Source organism: Micromonospora sp. NPDC048830 (genome assembly GCF_043198215.1).
GTDB lineage: Bacteria > Actinomycetota > Actinomycetes > Mycobacteriales > Micromonosporaceae > Micromonospora.
The window spans coordinates 1-18,424 of the sequence record NZ_JBICUP010000074.1 but is presented as its reverse complement, the minus strand read 5'-3'; the positions used below and the strand labels follow the sequence as shown (position 1 = coordinate 18,424).

At 73.8% G+C, this 18,424-nt stretch carries 21 protein-coding genes; 12 read left to right on the top strand and 9 right to left on the bottom strand.

What is annotated here, in order from left to right; translation table 11 throughout:
• Positions 1-296: 296 nt before the first annotated feature.
• Complete coding sequence (locus ACGFIZ_RS32575; protein WP_393426699.1) at positions 297-917, bottom strand: L-threonylcarbamoyladenylate synthase; 621 nt, start codon at positions 915-917, stop codon at positions 297-299.
• Between the two features lie 171 nt (positions 918-1,088).
• Here ACGFIZ_RS32575 and ACGFIZ_RS32570 point away from each other — a divergent pair, with 171 nt between their 5' ends.
• Positions 1,089-1,433, top strand: a complete 345-nt coding sequence (locus tag ACGFIZ_RS32570; RefSeq protein ID WP_393426696.1) for a hypothetical protein — start codon at positions 1,089-1,091, stop codon at positions 1,431-1,433.
• 26 nt (positions 1,434-1,459) lie between these two features.
• Here ACGFIZ_RS32570 and ACGFIZ_RS32565 read toward each other — a convergent pair whose 3' ends face one another.
• Positions 1,460-1,846, bottom strand: coding sequence for an AMP-binding protein (locus ACGFIZ_RS32565; RefSeq protein WP_393426693.1), 387 nt, complete (start codon positions 1,844-1,846; stop codon positions 1,460-1,462).
• Between the two features lie 108 nt (positions 1,847-1,954).
• Between ACGFIZ_RS32565 and ACGFIZ_RS32560 the strand changes: the two genes are divergently transcribed.
• From ACGFIZ_RS32560 to ACGFIZ_RS32520, 9 genes are all read left to right on the top strand, one after another.
• On the top strand, positions 1,955-2,533 hold the full coding sequence (locus tag ACGFIZ_RS32560) for a TetR/AcrR family transcriptional regulator (RefSeq protein ID WP_393426690.1): 579 nt from the start codon (positions 1,955-1,957) through the stop codon (positions 2,531-2,533).
• On the top strand, positions 2,502-2,939 hold the full coding sequence (locus ACGFIZ_RS32555; RefSeq protein WP_393426687.1) for a DUF6069 family protein: 438 nt from the start codon (positions 2,502-2,504) through the stop codon (positions 2,937-2,939). Before ACGFIZ_RS32560 ends, ACGFIZ_RS32555 begins: the two co-directional genes overlap by 32 nt.
• The gene (locus tag ACGFIZ_RS32550) at positions 2,936-3,301 is read left to right on the top strand and encodes a VOC family protein (RefSeq protein WP_393426684.1); all 366 of its coding nucleotides are present in this window, start codon (positions 2,936-2,938) and stop codon (positions 3,299-3,301) included. The genes ACGFIZ_RS32555 and ACGFIZ_RS32550 overlap by 4 nt, the downstream gene beginning before the upstream one ends.
• A 264-nt stretch (positions 3,302-3,565) precedes the next feature.
• Positions 3,566-3,781, top strand: coding sequence for a hypothetical protein (locus ACGFIZ_RS32545; protein WP_393426681.1), 216 nt, complete (start codon positions 3,566-3,568; stop codon positions 3,779-3,781).
• Positions 3,782-3,793: 12 nt separating this feature from the next.
• Positions 3,794-4,561 carry a condensation domain-containing protein gene (locus tag ACGFIZ_RS32540; protein WP_393426678.1) on the top strand — a complete coding sequence of 256 codons (768 nt, stop codon included), beginning with the start codon at positions 3,794-3,796 and terminating at the stop codon, positions 4,559-4,561.
• 5 nt (positions 4,562-4,566) lie between these two features.
• Positions 4,567-5,076, top strand: coding sequence for a hypothetical protein (locus tag ACGFIZ_RS32535; protein ID WP_393426675.1), 510 nt, complete (start codon positions 4,567-4,569; stop codon positions 5,074-5,076).
• 206 nt (positions 5,077-5,282) lie between these two features.
• Positions 5,283-6,077: a serine protease gene (locus ACGFIZ_RS32530; RefSeq protein ID WP_393426672.1), complete on the top strand. Its 795-nt coding sequence runs from the start codon at positions 5,283-5,285 to the stop codon at positions 6,075-6,077.
• Between the two features lie 189 nt (positions 6,078-6,266).
• On the top strand, positions 6,267-7,811 hold the full coding sequence (locus tag ACGFIZ_RS32525; RefSeq protein WP_393426669.1) for a hypothetical protein: 1,545 nt from the start codon (positions 6,267-6,269) through the stop codon (positions 7,809-7,811).
• A 192-nt stretch (positions 7,812-8,003) separates the two neighbouring features.
• Entirely contained in the window at positions 8,004-9,038 is a 1,035-nt protein-coding gene (locus ACGFIZ_RS32520) for a hypothetical protein (RefSeq protein ID WP_393426666.1), read from the top strand.
• 66 nt (positions 9,039-9,104) lie between these two features.
• Here the strand turns inward: ACGFIZ_RS32520 and ACGFIZ_RS32515 are convergent, their stop codons facing one another.
• From ACGFIZ_RS32515 to ACGFIZ_RS32505, 3 genes are all read right to left on the bottom strand, one after another.
• Positions 9,105-9,569 carry a hypothetical protein gene (locus ACGFIZ_RS32515; RefSeq protein WP_393426663.1) on the bottom strand — a complete coding sequence of 155 codons (465 nt, stop codon included), beginning with the start codon at positions 9,567-9,569 and terminating at the stop codon, positions 9,105-9,107.
• On the bottom strand, positions 9,544-10,179 hold the full coding sequence (locus ACGFIZ_RS32510) for an RNA polymerase sigma factor (protein WP_393426660.1): 636 nt from the start codon (positions 10,177-10,179) through the stop codon (positions 9,544-9,546). The genes ACGFIZ_RS32515 and ACGFIZ_RS32510 overlap by 26 nt, the downstream gene beginning before the upstream one ends.
• 209 nt (positions 10,180-10,388) lie before the next feature.
• Positions 10,389-11,702 (bottom strand): S8/S53 family peptidase, encoded by a 1,314-nt coding sequence (locus tag ACGFIZ_RS32505; RefSeq protein WP_393426657.1) that lies wholly within the window; start codon positions 11,700-11,702, stop codon positions 10,389-10,391.
• A 186-nt stretch (positions 11,703-11,888) separates the two neighbouring features.
• On the opposite strand from ACGFIZ_RS32505, the gene ACGFIZ_RS32500 reads away from it, so the two are divergent.
• Positions 11,889-14,504 (top strand): CHAT domain-containing protein, encoded by a 2,616-nt coding sequence (locus ACGFIZ_RS32500; RefSeq protein WP_393426654.1) that lies wholly within the window; start codon positions 11,889-11,891, stop codon positions 14,502-14,504.
• A 111-nt stretch (positions 14,505-14,615) separates the two neighbouring features.
• Here the strand turns inward: ACGFIZ_RS32500 and ACGFIZ_RS32495 are convergent, their stop codons facing one another.
• Entirely contained in the window at positions 14,616-14,921 is a 306-nt protein-coding gene (locus ACGFIZ_RS32495; protein ID WP_393426651.1) for a TraR/DksA family transcriptional regulator, read from the bottom strand.
• A 64-nt stretch (positions 14,922-14,985) separates the two neighbouring features.
• Complete coding sequence (locus tag ACGFIZ_RS32490; RefSeq protein WP_393426648.1) at positions 14,986-15,174, bottom strand: hypothetical protein; 189 nt, start codon at positions 15,172-15,174, stop codon at positions 14,986-14,988.
• Between the two features lie 126 nt (positions 15,175-15,300).
• On the opposite strand from ACGFIZ_RS32490, the gene ACGFIZ_RS32485 reads away from it, so the two are divergent.
• Positions 15,301-16,227, top strand: a complete 927-nt coding sequence (locus ACGFIZ_RS32485) for an ion transporter (protein WP_393426645.1) — start codon at positions 15,301-15,303, stop codon at positions 16,225-16,227.
• Between the two features lie 14 nt (positions 16,228-16,241).
• On the opposite strand, the gene ACGFIZ_RS32480 is transcribed toward ACGFIZ_RS32485, so the two are convergent.
• On the bottom strand, positions 16,242-16,793 hold the full coding sequence (locus ACGFIZ_RS32480) for a flavoprotein (RefSeq protein WP_393426642.1): 552 nt from the start codon (positions 16,791-16,793) through the stop codon (positions 16,242-16,244).
• A complete protein-coding gene (locus ACGFIZ_RS32475; protein ID WP_393426639.1) occupies positions 16,790-18,139 on the bottom strand; it encodes a hypothetical protein in 1,350 nt (449 codons plus the stop codon). The genes ACGFIZ_RS32480 and ACGFIZ_RS32475 overlap by 4 nt, the downstream gene beginning before the upstream one ends.
• Positions 18,140-18,424: the final 285 nt, after the last annotated feature.

Below are 18,424 nucleotides of genomic sequence, written 5' to 3'. Positions count from 1 at the left end.
CGGTAGCTAAGCCTTCCAGCGCCGATGGTACTGCACTCGGGAGGGTGTGGGAGAGTAGGACACCGCCGGACATTCTTTCGTTCAGGGTCACCCCGATTCGGGGTGGCCCTGAACGCATTTCCGGGACCATGACACTGACCCCGGCCCCCCCGGCCGGCATCGACAGCGCGATGTCGGCGGCATGGTGGGGACGGGGCCGGCGGGATACCGCGATGTCGGCGACATGGCTGGGTCGGCGTCCCGCCCGGACCCCACGCCGGTCGCGCCCACGGACGCTGGGACCTGCGGACGGGACCTCAGGCGAAGCGGGACGGGTCGCCGGCACCGACCCGGACGATCTCGGGCTCGCCCTCGGAGAAGTCGACCACCGTGGTCGGCTCGGTGCCGCACTCGCCGGAGTCCACGACGGCGTCGACGGCGTGGTCGAGCCGTTCCTTGATCTCCCAGCCCTGCGTCATCGGCTCCTCGTCACCGGGCAGCAGCAGGGTGCTCGACAGCAGCGGCTCGCCGAGCTCGGTGAGGATGGCCTGGGCGACCACGTGCTCGGGGATGCGTACGCCGACGGTCTTCTTCTTCGGGTGCAGCAGCCGGCGCGGCACCTCCTTCGTCCCCGGCAGGATGAACGTGTAACTGCCGGGAGTGGCCGCCTTGACGGCGCGGAACACGGCGTTGCTGAGGTGCACGAACTGGCCGAGCTGCGCGAAGTCCCGGCACACCAGGGTGAAGTGGTGCCCGCTGTCGAGGTTCCGGATCTCCCGGATCCGGTCCATGCCCTCCTTGTTGCCGAGCCGACAGCCCAGCGCGAAGCACGAGTCGGTGGGGTACGCGATCAACCCGTCGCGGCGGATCAGGTCGACCACCTGACTGATGGTCCGGGGCTGCGGGTTGTCCGGGTGAACGTCCAGGTACTTCGCCATGAGCGGAAGCTTAGGCCGCCCCGTACTGTCGTCTTCCTGACACTGCCCCGGTCGCGGCAGGTGTCGACGGTCATCGTTGTCTGCATGGTTGGTCGGGTTGGCGGTGCGGCTGCCGAACCACTGCGCGCACGAGGGAATGCCGCGCACGACGCGGTCGCTCGGCGCCCCCCGATGCCGGGGCCCGTGCTGCTCACCGCGGTCACCTTCGTGGTCCTCGTGGTGCTCTTCGTCCTGGCCGCCGTGCACCGGCTCGTGGACGAGGACGGGTCGACCGGCGCGGCCGTGTTCTTCGCCGTCATGGCGGTCGCCTGCGCGGCGGCGGCGCTTGGCCTGTCCGGGCGCCGGCCGTGGGCGCCGGCATCGGCGTACGTGCTGTCCGGGCTGCTCGCCACGGCCTCCCTCGGCATGTTCGGCGCGATCACGATCGTCGGGGTCGGCCTGCTGGCCTGGGTGCTCTGGGCGCTCAACAGGCGGGCGTCGCGGGAGTGGCTGGCCGGGCCGCGGCGGCTCCGCTGACGCGGTGAGCCTGGCGCGGTGACCGGTCACCGGTGGGCGGGGCGGCCGGGGGAGGGCCGCCACCCCGCCGGGTCTCCGGTCAGCCCTGGACGGACGCCGCCCCCGATCGGGCAGCCGGTCGGCGAGGCGGCGGCGCAGCTCAGGCCGGGCCGGTTCAGGTAGCTGCGGGCGAGCCGGTCCCTGCCGAGGTACAGCTCGCCGGGCACCCCCAGGGGCGCGGGGCGCGTCCGCTCGTCGAGCACGTACACCCGGGCGTGCGGCAGGGGCCGGCCGGTCGGCACCGGTCCGGTGGCCGGCCCGTCGGCGGTCACCTCGAACGTGGCGACGCCGACGGTGGCCTCGGTGGGGCCGTAGCGGTTGAGGACGCGGGCCGGGCCGGCCGCCGCGAGGGGAACGATCCGGTCCAGGGGCATTGAAGCCAGGGATCGGCTTCGGCGCCGGTATCCGCTTGACGGAGTGAGTACTCACTCCGGTGCGGTGTTAACATGACAGAGGCACCAGCCCGGCGTAGAGCGCCGGGAATGAGCCCCGACGAGGGTCGGGAAATGATCGTGGCGGCGGCGCTTCCGCTGCTGGTCGAGCACGGCGCTGCGGTCAGCACCCAGCAGATCGCGAAGGCGGCCGGGATCGGCGAGGCCACGATCTTCCGCGCCTTCGCCGACAAGGACGAACTGCTGGACGCCTGCATGGCCGCCGCTCTGCGCAACGATCACGTCCTGGCCGAACTCGACGCCGTGCCGCTCGACCAGCCCTTGGCCGCCCGGCTGACCGAGGCGGCGACGACCCTGCACGCCTATCTGGAACGGATGGGCGCGGTGATCGGCGCGGTCCACGCCGCCGGCCGTCGGGGCGAGCGCGGCGTACCGCGCGATCGCACCGCGACCGGCGATCGGGCGGACGCCACCGAGCACACCCGGCAAGCGGTGATCCGGCTCCTGGAACCCGACCGGGCCGCACTGCGGCTCCCGGTCGAGAACCTTGCCGTCGTCTTCCTCGGCATGCTGTTCGGCCGGCGGGGGCTCGGCGGCGAGATCCCGACCGAGACCCTGGTCGACGTGTTCCTGCACGGTGTGGTCGACGGGCGGGCAGGTGCCCGATGAGTCGCCTACGCCGTGGCCGGCGCCGTCGGCCTGGCCGCTGTCATCTGGAGGATCGCGGTGCCGCTGCTCGGGCACCGGCTCATCGTCACAGGTGGGCCAGCCGGCCGCGAACCCTTGGACATCGGCCTGGCCCCGGTGGTGGTCATCGCGTTGCTCGCTTCCCTGGCCGGCTGGGCAGTGCTCGCGCTCCCGACGGCTGCTGCCCAGGAACGCCCGGCGTATCTGGACGATCACCGCCCTCGCGGTCCTGCTCATGTCCTTCGCACCACTGATGGCACCCGGCATGGACACCGCGACCCGGCTGACCCTCGGCGTCCTGCACGTCGCGGTCGCCGCCGTTCTGACTCCGGCCATGACCGGCACGACCGTCCAACCCGCCCTGTGCACCGCTGGAGAGACCGCATGACCATCACCTTGAACCACACCATCGTGCCCGCGGTCGACAACGAGACGGCCGCCCGATTTCTCGCCGACATCATGGGACTGACCTACTCAGGCAACGTCCGCCACTTCGCTCCTGTCCGCGTCAACGAGCAGTTAACCCTTGACTTCATGACCGTCGACGACCCGGTCGGACTGCATCTGGCGTTCGACGTGGACCCGGCAACCTTCGATCAGATCCTGGCCCGGCTGCAGGCCCGCGGCGTGCCCTACGGCAGCGAACCAGACGAGCCCGACAACGGCCGCACCGACCATCCCTTGTGCGCCCGCGGCCTCTACTTCACCGATGACGCCCGCAACCTCTACGAAGTCATGTCACCAGCATGACCGGGCCGAGCCGCCCTGGCCGTGCGGTCGTTGGCTGACTCATCTGCCGAATCAGAGGTCACCTCCCGGAGCGCGTCCGTCGAGGGTCGGCAAGACCGGTTTGAGGCGGAACGAGCCGGCGACCTTTTGCTGGTGGATCTCCTGGGTGGCCGGATCCCACGGGATGCACCAGCGCCCGCTGGGGCCCCGGCGGGCAGGTACCTGCCCGAGGCGCAGCCAGTTGTAGACGGCGTCGGCGGGGATACCGAGTTCGGCGGGGCCTGTTTGACGCCGACCTCCCCGTCCAGCCGGGTCAGGTCGGCGTTCGACCGGGCCGCCTTCGGCGACGTGCCGTGGCCGTGGTTCCCGCGCGGCGACGCGCCTCCCCTCGTCGCGGCGGGCGCCGAGGAGACGGCGGGCGCCGAGGAGACGGCGGGCGCCGAGGAGACGGCGTACGCGGAGTTCCGTGGCGGGCGGGACAGCGCCGGGCCGCCCACCTGAAGGCAGCGGGCGATGTGGCGGTCCGTCGAGGAGTTCGCGTCCCCCGCCGCGTACCGGGTGCTGACCCTGCCCCGGACCCTGGCCTTCTCCGCGCGGGCCGACATCGCCGTGCTGCGGGCGCTGCGGGCGGTCGGCGCGCTGGTCGCCCGGCACGAGTCGCTGCGTACCCGGGTTCGTCCGCGGAACGGGGAGCTGCGCCAGGAGGCGGCGTCGGCGGGACGGCTGCCCGTCCTCGTCCACGCCATGCCCCGGCCGGCGGACGACCCGGACGGCCGGTCCGCCGCGGCGGCGCTGGCCGCGCGGCTCGCCGAGCCGCGCTTCGACCACGCCGCCGAATGGCCGCTGCGGGTCGCGCTGGTCACCGTCGAGGACCGGGTACGGCAGGTCGTGGCGGTGTTCAGTCACTCCACGGTCGACTTCCACGCCGCCGAGATCGTGCTGCGCGACCTGCGGCTGCTCGTGCTGCGCGGGGCGCTGGACGCCCCGCCCGGCCTCCAGTCGCTGGACCTCGCCGAGCGGGAGCGGGGCGTCGAGCGGCGGCGCTCGGAGCGGGCGGTGGCGTACTGGATGCGGCAGTTCTCCGGGGTGCCGGCGTTCGTGGCGGACCCGGCGGGGCCTGGGCTGGCCCCCCGCCACGGGCGGGGCTCCCTGGTGTCCGAGGCGGCGCACCACGCGGCCCGGCTCGTCGCCGCCCGGCACGGCGTCAGCAGCTCCACGGCCCTGCTGGCGGCGATCGCGGCCGCGGTCACGGCGGACAGCGGGCGGACGGCTGCGGGCTGATCCTCATGGCGAACAACCGTTTCCCGCCCGGGTACGACGGTGCGGTCGGCACCCTCAACCAGATCGCGCTCTGCCGGCTCGACCTGGCCGACCGGCCGGGCCTCGTCGAGCTGCTGTCCCGGGCCAGGCGGGCGGCCCTGGAGGCCTACCGGCACGCCTACTGCGACCCGGCAGCGTTCGAGCGCGCCTTCACGGAGCTGGGCCACGACCACCGGAGCGTGCTGGCACCCCTGTGCTACCTCAACGACGTCCGGCTGTCGCAGAACGTCGGCGCCGGCGGGACGGGCCCGGACGAGGCCGCCCTGCGGGCGATGGCGGCCCGCGGCGCGTTCCGCTGGCTGGAGGGGCTGGACGGGTTCGCCTGGCGCTGCCGGATCCAGGTGCTCGACGCTCCCGGGGCGGTCGAGCTGGTGGTCACGGCCGACACCCGGTACCTGCCGCCGGAGCGGGCCGAGCGGTTGCTGCGCGCCGTCGAGGCGTTGTTGGTCGAGGCGGCGTTCCGGGACGTGCCCTGACCGTGGTCGCCGGCCCCGTACGCGGCGCCGCCCGCTGACGCCCCGGCGGCCGGGTTCTGCGACCGGCCTGCCGGCCGCGCGTCCATAACGCCGACGGTATGACCCAGAGCGGATGCCCGCTAAATACATAGATATCAATATGATGATCCGCAATCCTGAATCAGATGCGTTCACGAGGCGCGCCGGTCGTGATGCGGAGGAAACACATGGTTCGCTGGCGCAGACTCACCGGCCTCCTGGCCGCCGCGCTGGCCGCGGTGACCTCGGGCAGCCTCACCGTTGCGGCACCCGCCGCCGCGGCCGACGACACCGTCACGCCGTACGTCGTGGGCGGCACCCTCGCCGCCCAGGGCGAGTTCCCGTGGATGGTGCGGCTCTCGATGGGCTGCGGCGGCGCGCTCTACAGCCCCCGGCTCGTGCTCACCGCCGCGCACTGCGTGGGCGCCACCGGCACCAACACCAGCATCACCGCGACGCTCGGCGTGGTCGACCTCCAGTCCGCCAGCCGGATCACCCGCACCTCCAACTACGTCTACCGGGCGCCCGGCTACAACGGTGCCGGCAAGGACTGGGCGCTGATCCGGCTGTCCAGCGCGGTCACCACCCTGCCCACGCTGAAGATCGCCAACACCACCGCCTACGACAACGGCACCTTCACCGTCGCCGGCTGGGGCGCCACCTACGAGGGCGGCCCGCAGCAGCGGTACCTGAGGAAGGCGAACGTCCCGTTCGTCAGCGACACCACCTGCAACTCCTACTACAGCGGCGACATCATCGCCGCCGAGGAGATCTGCGCCGGCTACTCCAGCGGCGGCGTGGACACCTGCCAGGGTGACTCCGGTGGCCCGATGTTCCGCCGCGACGCCGCCGGCGCCTGGATCCAGGTCGGCATCACCAGCTGGGGCTACGGCTGCGCCCGGCCCAACTTCCCCGGCGTCTACACCCAGGTGAGCTACTTCGCCTCGGCCATCGCGTCGGCCGCGGCGAGCCTGGGCGGCTGACCGCAGCACCGAACGGGCGGCCCGGCTGGTCACCAGCCGGGCCGCCCCCGCGTGCCTCCCGGCCCCCCCGCTCGCGGGCCCGCGCCGGGGCCGGCCGGAGCCGTTCGCGCGCCCCGCGCCCGACGGCGGGAGCCGGCTTGGCCCGGCCGAATAGGATCGAGTCTCGTCGTTCGAGGGAGGGATGTCGACATGGGTCGGACGCTGCGGGTGGGTACGTCGGTTCTGCTGCTGCTCCTGCTCGGCGCCGTCGCCTGGTACGCCTCGTACGCCACCACCGTTCTGGTGTGGGAGCTGCGTAAACTCCTGCCCTGGCTGGCGGCGCCGGCCCTGCTGGCCCTGCTCGCCGGGGCGCCGGCGACGGCGCGACTGCTCACCCACCGGCTTCGCGGACGCAAGCCCACGCCCGCGGCCGGCGCCACCGTCGTTCTCGGCTGGCTGGGCGCCGCAGTCGGGCTGGCCCTGGGCGCGCTCTGGCTGGTCTACGGCGAATACCTCCAGGACCGGGCGTACGCGACCACCATGCGGGTGGTGACCGACCCGGTCCCGGAGTTGACCGCCCGCGCGCCGTACCTGGTCGGCAAGGCGCAGGCCGCGCCCAACCTGGGCGACGTCACCGGCGAGATCACGGACGTGAGTTACCTGCCCGACTCCGACAGGTTCGCCGTTCTGGTGGAACGGCGCGGCTGGCTGACCGGTTACGAGGTCGGCCTGGTGCAGGAGGTGCCGCTCGGCGGCCACAGCCGGGCGCAGCAGCGGTGCGCGTTCGACGTGTCCGCCGCCGACGCGCGGATCGGCGGCTGGTTCACCCACAACCTGGGGCGGAAGATCTCCGCCGAGCGGCGCTGGGTCCGGTTCTCCGCCGACGACGCGTACGTCTACTGCCAGGGCGACACCCCCGTCGTGGTGGTGCCGCTCAAGCGGCAGGCCGGCGTCCTGGTGGTGACCGAGCGGCCAGCCGGTGTGGCGCTGTACGACGGCCGGACCGGGCGGGTCACGATCGCCGACGACACGACGAAGGTGCCCGGGCCGTCCTATCCGATCAGCCTGGCCGCCCGGCAGCGGGAGGGCACCGCAGCCGTCGGCGGGTTCGCCGACTGGTGGTTCGAGCGCAGCGGCTGGGACGCCTCCGAGGACGGCGCCAACGAGGGCAACGAGTCGGAGTTCACCCTGCGCCACCGCGACGGCGGTGGACGCAGCGCGTACGTCACCCCGCTCACGCCGCAGGGCGAAGCCAGTTCCGTGGTGGCCGTGTCGACCGTGCCGACCCGGCACTCCGGCGGCGGTCTCGCCCCGCTGACCGTGCACCGTCTCAGCCCGACCTGGTCGTCGCCGCAGGCGATCGTCGCCCTGATCAAGGCCGAGTACCGGGACGTCTGCTGCTGGAACGACGACCAGGTGTTCGAGGTGGTGCCGACCGGGGGCAGCACGTGGACCGCCACGATCGGCAGTGAGCAGAGCATCCGGTACCGGGTGGAGGGCCGGGGCCAGATCGGCGGCCGGGAGGCGACCTGCCTGAAGAACGCCGACGGCAGCCTGGTCCGGTGCGCGTACGCCGCCCCCGGCTCGCCGGAGGAGGAGGAGTTGCGCCGCCGGGAGCAGCAGAAGCAGCAGGAGGAGGCGGCGAACGGCGGCGCGGGCGACCCGGGCGATCTGACCGCCTACACCGACGAGCAGTTGGCCGAACTGAACCGGAGGCTCTCCGACGAGGTCAACCGCCGCCTCAAGGAGCGGTAGCGGTCCCGGCCGGAGCCGCCCGCATCCCATCGACGTTTGTCTCCTTCGCCGGTTCTGGCTCCATCTGACGGTGACCGCCCCCGCCGGCGGTATCTGCCGCGCGGTGTCGCGCTCCTGAACACCGTCATCGCGTCGACCCGGTCCGCGAGTCACGCCGGGTCGGCGGTACCCCGTCGATGGGAGAAACCTGTCATGGGCAACGTAGGGAGACGCGTCCGCCGCTCGGCGCTGGCCGTGCTCACGGGCGCGGCGCTGGCCGCGGTGCTGACGGTCACCGCGGCCGGCGCCGCGCCCGTCGTGGCGCAGCCGGACAAGGCCGCCGCCGTGGCGGCCCGCACCGACGTCTACATCCGGGACGTCGCCGCCGACGTCGGCGTACAGCCGCACGGGTTCAATCCGCTGTGGGCCAGCCCCGACATCAAGGTCTGCCCGACCGCGGTCGAGTGCGCCGTCAGCCAGAACCCGATCGTCGGCGTCACCAACTACATCTTCGTGAAGCTGCGTAACCCCGGCCCGTACGGCTCGGGCACCGACAGCGGCGTGCTGCGGGTCTACCGGACGACGCCCGGCGGCGGCGCGGTCTGGCCGATCCACTGGACCCAGATCGGCGCGGCCAACGTGATCGTCCCGGCGGGCACCACGACGGTGACGATCCCGTGGAACGGGGTGCCGGGGCCGGGCCACTTCTGCCTGCTGGCCCGCTGGGTGTCGCAGACCGACCCGATGAACTTCGAGGGCCCGGACGTCAGCATCAACACCCGCTACAACAACAACATCGCCTGGCGCAACGTCGACTCGGTGCGGATCATCGTGGGCGGGCCGGTGATCGTGCGGCCGTTCGCCATCGGCAACTCGCTGACCGTGCCGGCCAGGAGCGACCTGGTCTTCGCCCAGCCGGGCGAGCCGTTCCAGGGCGTGGGCGGCAGGGTCTTCGCCGACCTCGGCCAGACGCTGTTCGAGCGCTGGCGGGCCGGCGGCATGGTGGGCACGGGCGTCCGCCCGGTCGGCGGCACCCAGGTGGAGATCGTGGACCCGACAAAGGCCAGCATCGGCAACCTGCTGCTGAACCCCGGTGAGCGGGTCGAGTTCTCGCTCGGCTTCACCGCCGCCGTCGCCTCCGCCAAGGAGTTCGTGCTCGACGTGACCCAGTTCGGGCCGGACACGAGCGGCGCCGAACGGGCCGACCTCGGTGGCGTGGAGTACCTGATCAACGTCGGGGACAAGTAACCTCGCCGCTGCGGGCGGGGGCGCGGGCCGGGTGGCCCGCGCCCCCTTTCGCCGTGTGCGCCCGGGTCAGCGTAGGGAGACCCAGGCGGTGGCCACCGCGTACCCGGCCGTGCGGGCGCGGAGCTGGACCGGGCCGGGCGGGGGAGCGGCCAGCGAGAAGAAGCCGACCGCGTCGACCGGGGCCTCGTCGTACGTGCCGGACGCCGTCTGCGCGCTGACCCGGCCGCCACGCGGCGGGGAGAGCTGCCCGACGATCCCGGCCGCGCTCACCTCGACCTCCAGCACGACCGGGCCGCTGCGGAACGACAGCGTCCGGGTCGAGCCCGCCGACCGGGTCAGCCCCGCCGGCTCGGCGTCGCACGCCGAGTCGAACGTCAGCTCCGCCAGCGTCAGCTCCGCGTCCACGTTCCGCCAGGCGAACGCGGCCCGCGCCGCGGTCAGGAACTCCTCCGGGACCGGCCCGGCGTCCCACAGCGCCGCGCCCAACTCCGCGGTCAGGGCGTCGTCATCGACCGGCGGCCACTGCTCCATCGCGTTCACCCCCGTTCGTGCGAGTGGCAGGCGTCCCGAGGTACGGGGCGAGTGCCGGGCAGTCGCGCAGCCGGCGCAGGCAGCGGGCCTGGGTGGGCCCGATGCTACCGACCGGCACGCCCAGCCGCTCGGCGATCTCCCGGTAGCTGGGCGCCGGGTCGGCCGTCAGCAGGGCCAGCAGCGCCTGGCAGCGCGGCGGCAACTGCGCGAAGCCCTCCCGCAGCGCCTGCCGCCGCTCCGCGCGCAGCAGCTCCTCGTCCGGCGCCGCCGAGTCCGCGGCGCGGGAGAAGCCGTGGTACGCGTCGAGCGCGTCGTCGTACGGGTCGAAGGGCTGGGTGCGCCGGCCGAGGCGGGACAGCCGGTAGCACTCCCGCCGCGCCGTCGTCGCCAGCCACGCGGCCAGCGCCTCCGGGTCCCGCACCCGGGCCAGGTGCTCCACCAGGCGCAGCCAGACCGTCTGGTTGACATCGGCGGCGTCGGCGCGGCTCAGGTCGTACGACCGGATCACCGAGTACACCAGCGGGGTGTACCGGCGGACCAGTTCGCCCCACGCCGACTCGTCCCCGCCGGCGGCGGCGGACACCAGGCTGGTCGCGCTCCGGTCGGTCACGACGACACCGCCCGCCCACGGTGCCGATGATTCGCTCGCTCACGCTCGCTCATGCCACCACCTCGCTGCGCTCGGCGTCGGCATGAGGCGTTGTCGCACGGTGCCGATGATTCGCTCGCTCACGCTCGCTCATGCCACCACCTCGCTGCGCTCGGCGTCGGCATGAGGCGTTGTCGCACTGTGCCGATGATTCGCTCGCTCACGCTCGCTCATGGCACGAGCACGCCGTAGTCGGGGTGCCAGCGAGGTGCCGCGAGCAGCGCCAGGCGTGCCGCGTCGGCGCTCAGGCCGCCGGCGGTCATCATGGCCGCGAGCCGGCCGGAGACGTAGGCGGTGGCGAACGAGGTGCCCGCCCAGGCGGCGAAGCCGTGGAAGGCCCGGGTGGGCAGGCCGGGCAGCGGAAGTTGCCCCTCGACGTACGTGCTGTCGCGCTCGCCGACCGCGCAGGCGTCGATCCAGGGCCCGAATCCGCTGTAGACGGCCGGCACGAGGCCGCCGGAGCCCTGGCTGAGCGCGGCGACCGCGACGACGCGGGACAGAGCCGCGGGCCAGACCGGGCGGCTGGTGCCGGCGTTGCCCGCCGCCGCGACCACGGCGCTCGTCGCGGGCAGCGCGGCCACGGCGTTGGCCAGGGGCAGCGAGGGCTGGTCGTCCTGGGTGAATCCGCCCAGGGACAGGTTGACCACGGAGACCTCCGGCGCGAGCCGGCCCATGGCGGCCACCACCGATGCCTCGTCGCCGACGCCGGTGGCGTTCAGCGCCTGCTCCGGGTCGACGCGTACCCCCGGCGCGGCCTGCCGGACCACCCCGGCGACGAAGGTGCCGTGCCCGCCCTGCGGGGCGAGGACGTCGGTGTGCACGTACAGCGGGTCCTCGTCGTCGGCCTGCGGCACGTACGCGCCGCCGAGCCACTGCGGGTGGAAGCCGCCGGCCAGCTGCCAGATGCCGGTGTCGCAGATCCCCACCGTGACGTCCTTGCCCTCACCGAGCCGGGCGCTGTCCGGCGGCGGCAGCGCGGCGGCCACCGCGGGCGGCCCGCCCGGGTTGCCCATGATGTTGCCCAGACCCAGCAGCACGTGGTGCGGCTGGACCTTCGGCACCGGCTGGCCGGGCCACTGCTGGGGGTCGCGCAGTACGGTCACGACCCCCGGGATGTCGGTCTCCCGGTCGAACAGCAACCGGGTGACGCCCGCGAAGCCGGCCCCCACGGTCACCACGTAACCTCGGGTGCGCAGCCAGGCGACGACCCGCTGGACGTCGGCGTTCGCGGCCAGCAGTTGCCGGGGCCGGTAGAGGAACTCCCGACCGGTGGCGGTGTGCCGGCGGACGTTCTTGTCGGCCGCCAGCGCCTCGTCGAACAGCCGCTGGTAGGCGGCGTCGTCGGCGCCGTCGCCGAGCGCGGGGACCGGGCGCAGCCCGGCGCCGAGCGGCACCGCCGCCGCGGCGAGCGCGGACGCCGCCAGCAGCCGGCGTCGGGAGAGCCGGCCGGTCGGGCGCGGCGCGGTGGGGTGGTCAGGCGGCACGGGTCCTCCATGTGGTCGACAGGAGCGCCCGCCGGTAGCCGGCGCGGCCGAATTCCCCGGGGCATCGCCGATTCTTCCAAAGCATTGTTCAAAGTCAATGAGCTGCATGGTGGGCGCGGATTTCCGACAATTCCGCGTCGGTCGTCGACGTTGACGGGCCGCCGTCCGTCGTGGACTCTGTTGGGCATGCCCGACAGCACCGGTTCCGGTGCCGGGGCGGCCCAGGCGGCGCTCGACGCCGTCCAGCGCTACCCGCGCGAGGCGATCGCGATCGCCCAGCGGGTGCTTGCCGCCGGCCCCGCCGTCGGCGACGACGAGCGCTCCACCGCCGAACGAGCCATCGGCCTGGCCCTGCGGGAGCTCAACGACCTGCCCGGTGCGCTGCATCACCTGCGCCGGGCGGTGGGGGCCGCCGGCACGCCCCGGGTCCGGGCGCTGGCCCGGATGAGTCTGGGCTTCCTGTTGGCCAACGCCGGCCGCACGGGCGCGGCGCTGCGCGCCGTGACCGCCGCGCTGCCCCAGCTCGCCGGCTCCGACGCGGGGCGGGCCCGGATGCAGCGGGGCGTGGTGCTGCACTATCGGGGGCGGTACGACGAGGCGGTGCGCGACTACGGCCTGGCCATCGACATTGCCCAGCGCGAGGGCGATCTGCTGCTGGAGGCGCGGGCGCGCAACAACCGCGGGCTGCTCAACGCCCTCTGGGGCGCCGCCGGCGGCACGGAGGACGACCTCGCCCGGGCGGCGGCCATCTTCGGCCAGCTCGGGCTGGACCTGGCGGCGGCCGATGCCCGGTGGAACGGCGGGATCGCGGCCGGCCAGCGCGGCGACATCGCCGGCGCGCTGCGCTGCTTCGCCGCCGTCGACGAGGAGTACCGGCGGCTCGCCGTACCCCGGCCGGCGCTGCTGCTGGACCGGTTCGAGCTGCTGCTGTGGGTGCCGCTGGTCGACGAGGCGGTCGAGGTCGCGGCGGCGGCCGTACACGAGCTGCGCCGCCGCGGCATGGCCTCGGACCTCGCCGAGGCGCTGCTGGCGCAGGCCCGGGCGGCGCTGCTCGCCGGCGACGTGGACACCGCGACCAGCGCCGCCGCCGCGGCCCGGGCCCGGTTCCGTCGCCAGGGCCGCCGCACCTGGGCGGCCTTCGCGCGGCACGTCGAGCTGCGCGCCGAGTACCGCCGGGGCACCCGCTCGGCGCCGCTGCTCACGGCGATGGTGCGCACCGCCGACCAGCTCGACGCCACCGGGTGGCCGGGCCCGGCGCTGGCCACCCGCATCGAGGCGGGCCGGCTGGCCGCCGTGCTGGGTCGCCCCGGCCAGGCCCGGGACCTGCTGGCGGTGGCCGCCCGGGCCCGCCGCCGCGGCACCGCCGACCGGCGGGCGCAGGGCTGGTACGCCCTGGCGCTGTCCCGCCGGCTCGCCGGCGACGACCCGGGCGCGGCCCGGGCGCTGCGTCGGGGGCTGGCCGTGCTCGACCGGCACCGCACGTCGCTCGGGGCCACCGAGCTGCGTGCCCACAGCGGGACGCACGGGCAGGAGTTGGCGGCCGAGGGCCTGGACGTCGCGGTCCGGGCCGGCTCCCCGGCCCAGGTCCTGGCGTGGGCGGAGCGGTGGCGCGCCAACACGCTGCGGATGCGCCCCGCGCTGCCCCCCGACGACCCCGACCTCGTCGCGGCACTCGCCGAGCTGCGGCTGGTCAGTGGGCTGATCGAGGACGAGGTGCTCGCCGGCCGCCCGGCGCACGCCCTGCGCGGCCGCCAGGCCCGGCTGGAGCAGCGTATCCGGGACCTGGCCCGGCGGGTGCCCGGCGGGGGCGACGTGGTGACCCCACCCGGCGTGGGCACCCTGGCCGAGCGGCTCGGCTCCCGGGTGCTGGTCGAGCTGGTTGCCCACGGCGACCGGCTGCGGGCGGTGCTGATCCGCGACGGCCGCGCCGGCCTGTACGAACTCGGCCCGCTCGCCGAGGCGGCGGACCTGGCCCGGCGGCACCGGTTCGGCCTCCGCCGGCTGGTCACCACGGGCGACTCGGCCGACGCGCGGGCGGGGGCCGCGCACGCCGCGGTGGCCCTGGACCGCCAGCTGTTCGACCCGTTGCGTCGGCGCCTGGCGGACCGGGACCTGGTGATCGTGCCGGTCGGGGCGCTGCACGCGGTGCCCTGGTCGGCGCTGCCGACGTGCGCCGGGCGGGCGGTCACGGTGGCCCCGTCGGCCACCGTCTGGCTGGGGGCGGACCGGCGGGCCGCGCCGGCGGGACCGCCGGTCCTGGCCGCCGGCCCGCGTCTGCCGGCCGCGCACGCCGAGGTACGCCGGCTCGCGGAGGTGCTGCCGGGGGCGCGGACGCTCGCCGGGCCGGCCGCCACCGCCGCCGCGCTGACCGCGGCACTGGACGGGGCCGGGCTGGTGCACATCGCGGCCCACGGCACGTTCCGCGCCGACAACCCGCAGTTCTCCACGTTGGAGCTGGCCGACGGGCCGCTGTTCGCGTACGAGTGGGAGCGGGTGGCCCGCCCGCCCGGCTGCGTGGTGCTGTCCGCGTGCGACTCCGGCCTGACCGGGGTGCGCCCGGGCGACGAGGTCATGGGGTTCACCGCGGTGCTGCTGGCCCTCGGCGCCCGGTGCCTGGTCGCCACCGTGCTGCCGGTGCCGGCCGACCCCACCACCGCGCTGATGCTCGACCTGCACCGGCGGATGCGGGCCGGCGCCGGGCCGGCGCAGGCCCTCGCCGACGCGCAGCGGGCATTCGTCGCGGCCGGCGACGCGTCCGCCCGGGCCACCGCGGCGGCCTTCGTCTGCTTCGGGGCCGGCTGACCGGAGCCGAGCTGGTCCGCCCCCTGCGCAGGGGGCGGACCAGCTCGGCTGGCCCGCTCAGTGCTTGCGCTGGCAGAGGTCCACTCAGTGCTTGCGCTGGCAGAGGTCCACTCAGTGCTTGCGCTGGCAGGGTACGCAGAAGCGGGCGTGCGGCAGGATCTCCAGACGCTCGGTCGGGATGGCATTCCCGCACCGCTCGCACGAGCCGTAGGTGCCCTCGGCGATCCGCCGCAGCGCGTCGGTGATCTGCTCCAGGCTCTGCCGGGTCGTCGCGATCAGCGCGACCTGGGTGTGCGGGTCGGACGGGTCGCCGGTGTCGGCGGTCAGTTGGGTCAACCTGGCCGTCTGCGCCTCGAACTCGCTGGTCAGTGTCGTGCGCAGCGCGTCGATCCGGCCGCTGTCGGTGGGCGTGCTCATCGTTGTCACCTTCCGGAAAAGAAAAAGGGCCGAAGCGGTTTCCGCTTCGCCCTGTGGCCGTTCCTCATGAGACGAACGGCTCCGGAGGGCTCCGGCCGGCCGGGGCGGGGCTCGGCAGCCCGTAGGTCGGCGCGACCGCGCGGGACGCCGCCGGCCGGAAGGCGGGAACGAGCTGACCGGCGGCGGGCGGGCAGGCGACACCGGCCGGTGTCACCGAGGCGACACCGGCGCGGGACGCGCCGGCCGTGGTCATCCGCTCACCATAGGCGAGCGCGGCAAGGAGTCAACCCCGTTACGTCGTCCGTGGCGTGTCGGTCAGCCCGCTTCCACGCCGGATCGCCGGGAAAGCGCCCTCGTTAGGCTGGTCGCCATACCTGCCGTGCTCAGGCGGCCGGCCGCCGCCCCGTCCGAACCACCGGGCGTCGCCGATCGGTTCGCCCGGGTCGTCCGGTCCCGCCCGTTCGAGATCGCCATCGTCGTCGTCATCATGGCCAACGGGGTGGTGCTCGGCCTGGAGACGTACCCGCACCTCGGCGCGGCCCGGCCGGCCCTGCGCTGGCTGGAGTGGTCGTTCCGCGTGATCTTCGTGGCGGAGATCGCCGCGCGGGTGCTGGCGTACGGCCGCCGGCCGCAGGACTTCTTCCGGCACGGCTGGAACGTCTTCGACTTCCTCGTGGTCGCGGCGATCTTCCTGCCCGGCCTGCACGGCGACTCGGCGTTGCTGCGGGTGCTCCGGGTCGCCCGGGTGCTGCGGCTGGTGCGCTTCTCCCCGGGCCTGCGGACGATCGTCGCGGCGCTGCTGCGCAGCCTGCCGGGCGTGGGCGGCTTCCTCGCGCTGGCCGTGGTGACCCTGTACGTCTACGGCATGGCCGGCTGGCTGATCTTCGCCGACACCTATCCCGAGCAGTACGGCGACATCGGCCGCTCGCTGCTGACCCTGTTCGTGCTGCTGTCGCTGGAGACGCTGCCGGACCTCGTCGAGCAGGGCATGGCGGTGTCGCCGTGGACGCTGCTCTACTACGTAAGCTTCGTCGTCATCACCGTCAACCTGCTGCTCAACATCCTCATCGCGGTCATCGTCAACTCGATGGAGGAGGCCCGCCGGCTGGAGATGACCGAGCGGCTGGCACCCGGGTACGACGAGGACGGCGACGGGGTGCCCGACGAGGTGGACCGGATCGCGCTGACCCAGCGGCTCGACGACCTGCGCGCCGTCATCGCCGAGCTGGAACGGGAGCCACGCATCGACCGCGACGAGGCGGGCGGGCGGACGCACCGCGACGGGGAGCGGCGAGTCGGCCGCTGACGAGCGGACCACGATCAGTGCGTACGAGTCAGCCTGGCCGCGACCTCGAACGCCGTCGTCCACGGAAAGACCTTCTGCCGATCGTTGCCGCTGCCGGGTGGGTGGGGCTCCCATCCTTCGTCGCGGCCGAAAAGGACCCGTACGCGCTCGTGGCGAAGGTGCGCCACGGCGCGCTGGAAGGGTGCGCGGGCGGCCAGGGCGGCGTTCACGAACGGGACGATCACGGTCGGCACCTGACGCCCGATCAGCTCCGCCACGGCGATCATGGCGTAGTTGTCGGCGATGCCGAGAGCGATCTTGTTGATGGCGTTGTAGGTCGCGGGGGCGATGACGAGTGCGTCAGCGGCGGGGAGCGAGCGGCGTGCGCCGGGAGACGATCTGTAGGTGGACCGGATTGGATGTCCGGTGAGCCGCTCAACCGCAGGGGCGTCGATGAAGCCGAGCGCACTGGGGGTGGCCGTCACCGCCGCTGTCCAAGACCCTTGCGTGGCGGCGACGATCAGCTGTGCCACGTCTGCGGCGGGCCCGGCGCCGCAGACGACGATTTGCAGGTGCCCGGCGTTCATAGTTGGAACCCGGCGTGCTGGGCGAAGTCGAGGACCGCGGTGCGGATCTGCCCTCGCGTGAGGACCGCGAGATCACTGGCGATGCGTTGAACCGCCGGCCGACAACGGATCTCTTCGGGCGCCACCTCGTACGCGGTGCGCAGCGCGTTCAGGCCGTTCTCGTACCGCCCCCACCGGGTGTAGGCGCGGGCCACGTCGACGAACAGGGAAGCCTTGCGTTCGGCGAGGCGGATCTTGTCCAGTGGCACCTGGCGGGCGAGGGCGATGGCGGAGCCGGCGTCGCCCAGGGTCAGGGCGACGTTGACCCGGTGCAGCAGGACATTGGTGGCGCCGAAGCCGGTCCAGCGATCGTTACCGTCGTAGCCGAGTCGCGCGGCAGCGCGGGTGGCTTGGTCGAGCATGGCTTGCGCGCTGTCTCGGTTCTCGGCGCGGGCGGCTGCGATCGCACCGCGGAGCAGCCGGGCGCCGTAGACGGCCATCGCGTCGGCGGAGGCGAGTCGGGTGTCCCGTTCGAGGGTGTCGGCGGTGTTCTCGGCGAGGAGTGCTGCCTGGTTGGTGTGGCCGTTGCTCATCAGGGCGTGGGTCATGATCCGCGCGCTTGCGGCAATCGCGACCGGGTCGTGGCTGGCCGCGCCGGCGCAGGTGCTTCTCTCAGCCGCTACCAGGGCCATTCCCTGGTCGCCGACCTTGAGCAGCACGCTGCCGACGACGTGGTAGAGGTCGCCGGCCAGGGCCTCGATTCGTGCTCGCTGTTCGGCCGTGACGGCTGCTCGGATCGGTTCCAGAGCGGGCAGTAGGGTCACGAGCCCGCGAAGAACCTGCTCGTACCGGCAGGCCTGGTAGTCCGTCTTCACGCTGGCGACGTCCCGCGCGAATTGCCAGAGGGGCAGTGCAGCCGGCTCGGCGCTTCGAGACGAGGGTGAGACCAGCGCGTCGAGCAGCGGCGCGATGCCGGGCAGGGCGCTGATGCCGCTGACGGTCGCACCTGTCAGGAAATCTCTGCGCCGCACGTCACCGTCCAAGTTGAAGCCGTGATTCCCGCTCCCGCCAGCATCGATGTGCCTACCGGCGCCTGGCAGTGTCCCGGCCTGCGCGAGCGCACCGTTGATGCCTGACTCCAGCAGTGCTTCGAAGCGTTCCCGAACGTCTGCGGTGGCACGCGCCAGCACCGTGTCCAGCGCGGCCTGCATGTCGGCACGCAGGTGGACCTTCTCACCCTGGCTGCTCCACTTGGCCACCGTCCGTCGGGCCGCGCCGAGGTGTTCGGCGAAGTTGGTGACGCTCATCCGCAACGCCTGCCGCAGGGCGTTTGCCTCTCGGCCGGTCCAGGTGGTCACCGCGGCCATCGCACGTCCTCTCCTGGGCGTCGTCGGCCCGACGATCGTAACGGCACGTGGCGTGCTGGTAAGTGCACCATGAGTGCACCGCCGCGACATTCCCGTACGCCGCGCTCTCGGGCGAGCCTGAATGCGCTGGTGCGCCGCCGACAGCGAGCAGCCCGCCAGCGGGTCATCGCAGCCTCACGCCAGGGAGCTTGAGTTAACGATCCCCACGGATAAATCCGGGGGATTTTCCTCCGGGGCCAGGCCCTGGATTCCCAGCTCGGACCGCACCTGATCCACCGTCCCGGA

Excerpts from the sequence above, each read along its gene's own strand:
- ACGFIZ_RS32495 (WP_393426651.1), bottom strand. The coding sequence starts at position 14,921 with ATGAGCACGCCCACCGACAGCGGCCGGATCGACGCGCTGCGCACGACA.
- ACGFIZ_RS32540 (WP_393426678.1), top strand. The coding sequence starts at position 3,794 with ATGTGGCGGTCCGTCGAGGAGTTCGCGTCCCCCGCCGCGTACCGGGTG.
- ACGFIZ_RS32475 (WP_393426639.1), bottom strand. The coding sequence starts at position 18,139 with ATGGCCGCGGTGACCACCTGGACCGGCCGAGAGGCAAACGCCCTGCGG.
- ACGFIZ_RS32550 (WP_393426684.1), top strand. The coding sequence starts at position 2,936 with ATGACCATCACCTTGAACCACACCATCGTGCCCGCGGTCGACAACGAG.
- ACGFIZ_RS32520 (WP_393426666.1), top strand. The coding sequence starts at position 8,004 with ATGGGCAACGTAGGGAGACGCGTCCGCCGCTCGGCGCTGGCCGTGCTC.
- ACGFIZ_RS32480 (WP_393426642.1), bottom strand. The coding sequence starts at position 16,793 with ATGAACGCCGGGCACCTGCAAATCGTCGTCTGCGGCGCCGGGCCCGCC.
- ACGFIZ_RS32570 (WP_393426696.1), top strand. The coding sequence starts at position 1,089 with ATGCCGGGGCCCGTGCTGCTCACCGCGGTCACCTTCGTGGTCCTCGTG.
- ACGFIZ_RS32560 (WP_393426690.1), top strand. The coding sequence starts at position 1,955 with ATGAGCCCCGACGAGGGTCGGGAAATGATCGTGGCGGCGGCGCTTCCG.
- ACGFIZ_RS32515 (WP_393426663.1), bottom strand. The coding sequence starts at position 9,569 with ATGGAGCAGTGGCCGCCGGTCGATGACGACGCCCTGACCGCGGAGTTG.
- ACGFIZ_RS32530 (WP_393426672.1), top strand. The coding sequence starts at position 5,283 with ATGGTTCGCTGGCGCAGACTCACCGGCCTCCTGGCCGCCGCGCTGGCC.
- ACGFIZ_RS32500 (WP_393426654.1), top strand. The coding sequence starts at position 11,889 with ATGCCCGACAGCACCGGTTCCGGTGCCGGGGCGGCCCAGGCGGCGCTC.
- ACGFIZ_RS32575 (WP_393426699.1), bottom strand. The coding sequence starts at position 917 with ATGGCGAAGTACCTGGACGTTCACCCGGACAACCCGCAGCCCCGGACC.
- ACGFIZ_RS32490 (WP_393426648.1), bottom strand. The coding sequence starts at position 15,174 with ATGACCACGGCCGGCGCGTCCCGCGCCGGTGTCGCCTCGGTGACACCG.
- ACGFIZ_RS32565 (WP_393426693.1), bottom strand. The coding sequence starts at position 1,846 with ATGCCCCTGGACCGGATCGTTCCCCTCGCGGCGGCCGGCCCGGCCCGC.
- ACGFIZ_RS32535 (WP_393426675.1), top strand. The coding sequence starts at position 4,567 with ATGGCGAACAACCGTTTCCCGCCCGGGTACGACGGTGCGGTCGGCACC.
- ACGFIZ_RS32525 (WP_393426669.1), top strand. The coding sequence starts at position 6,267 with ATGGGTCGGACGCTGCGGGTGGGTACGTCGGTTCTGCTGCTGCTCCTG.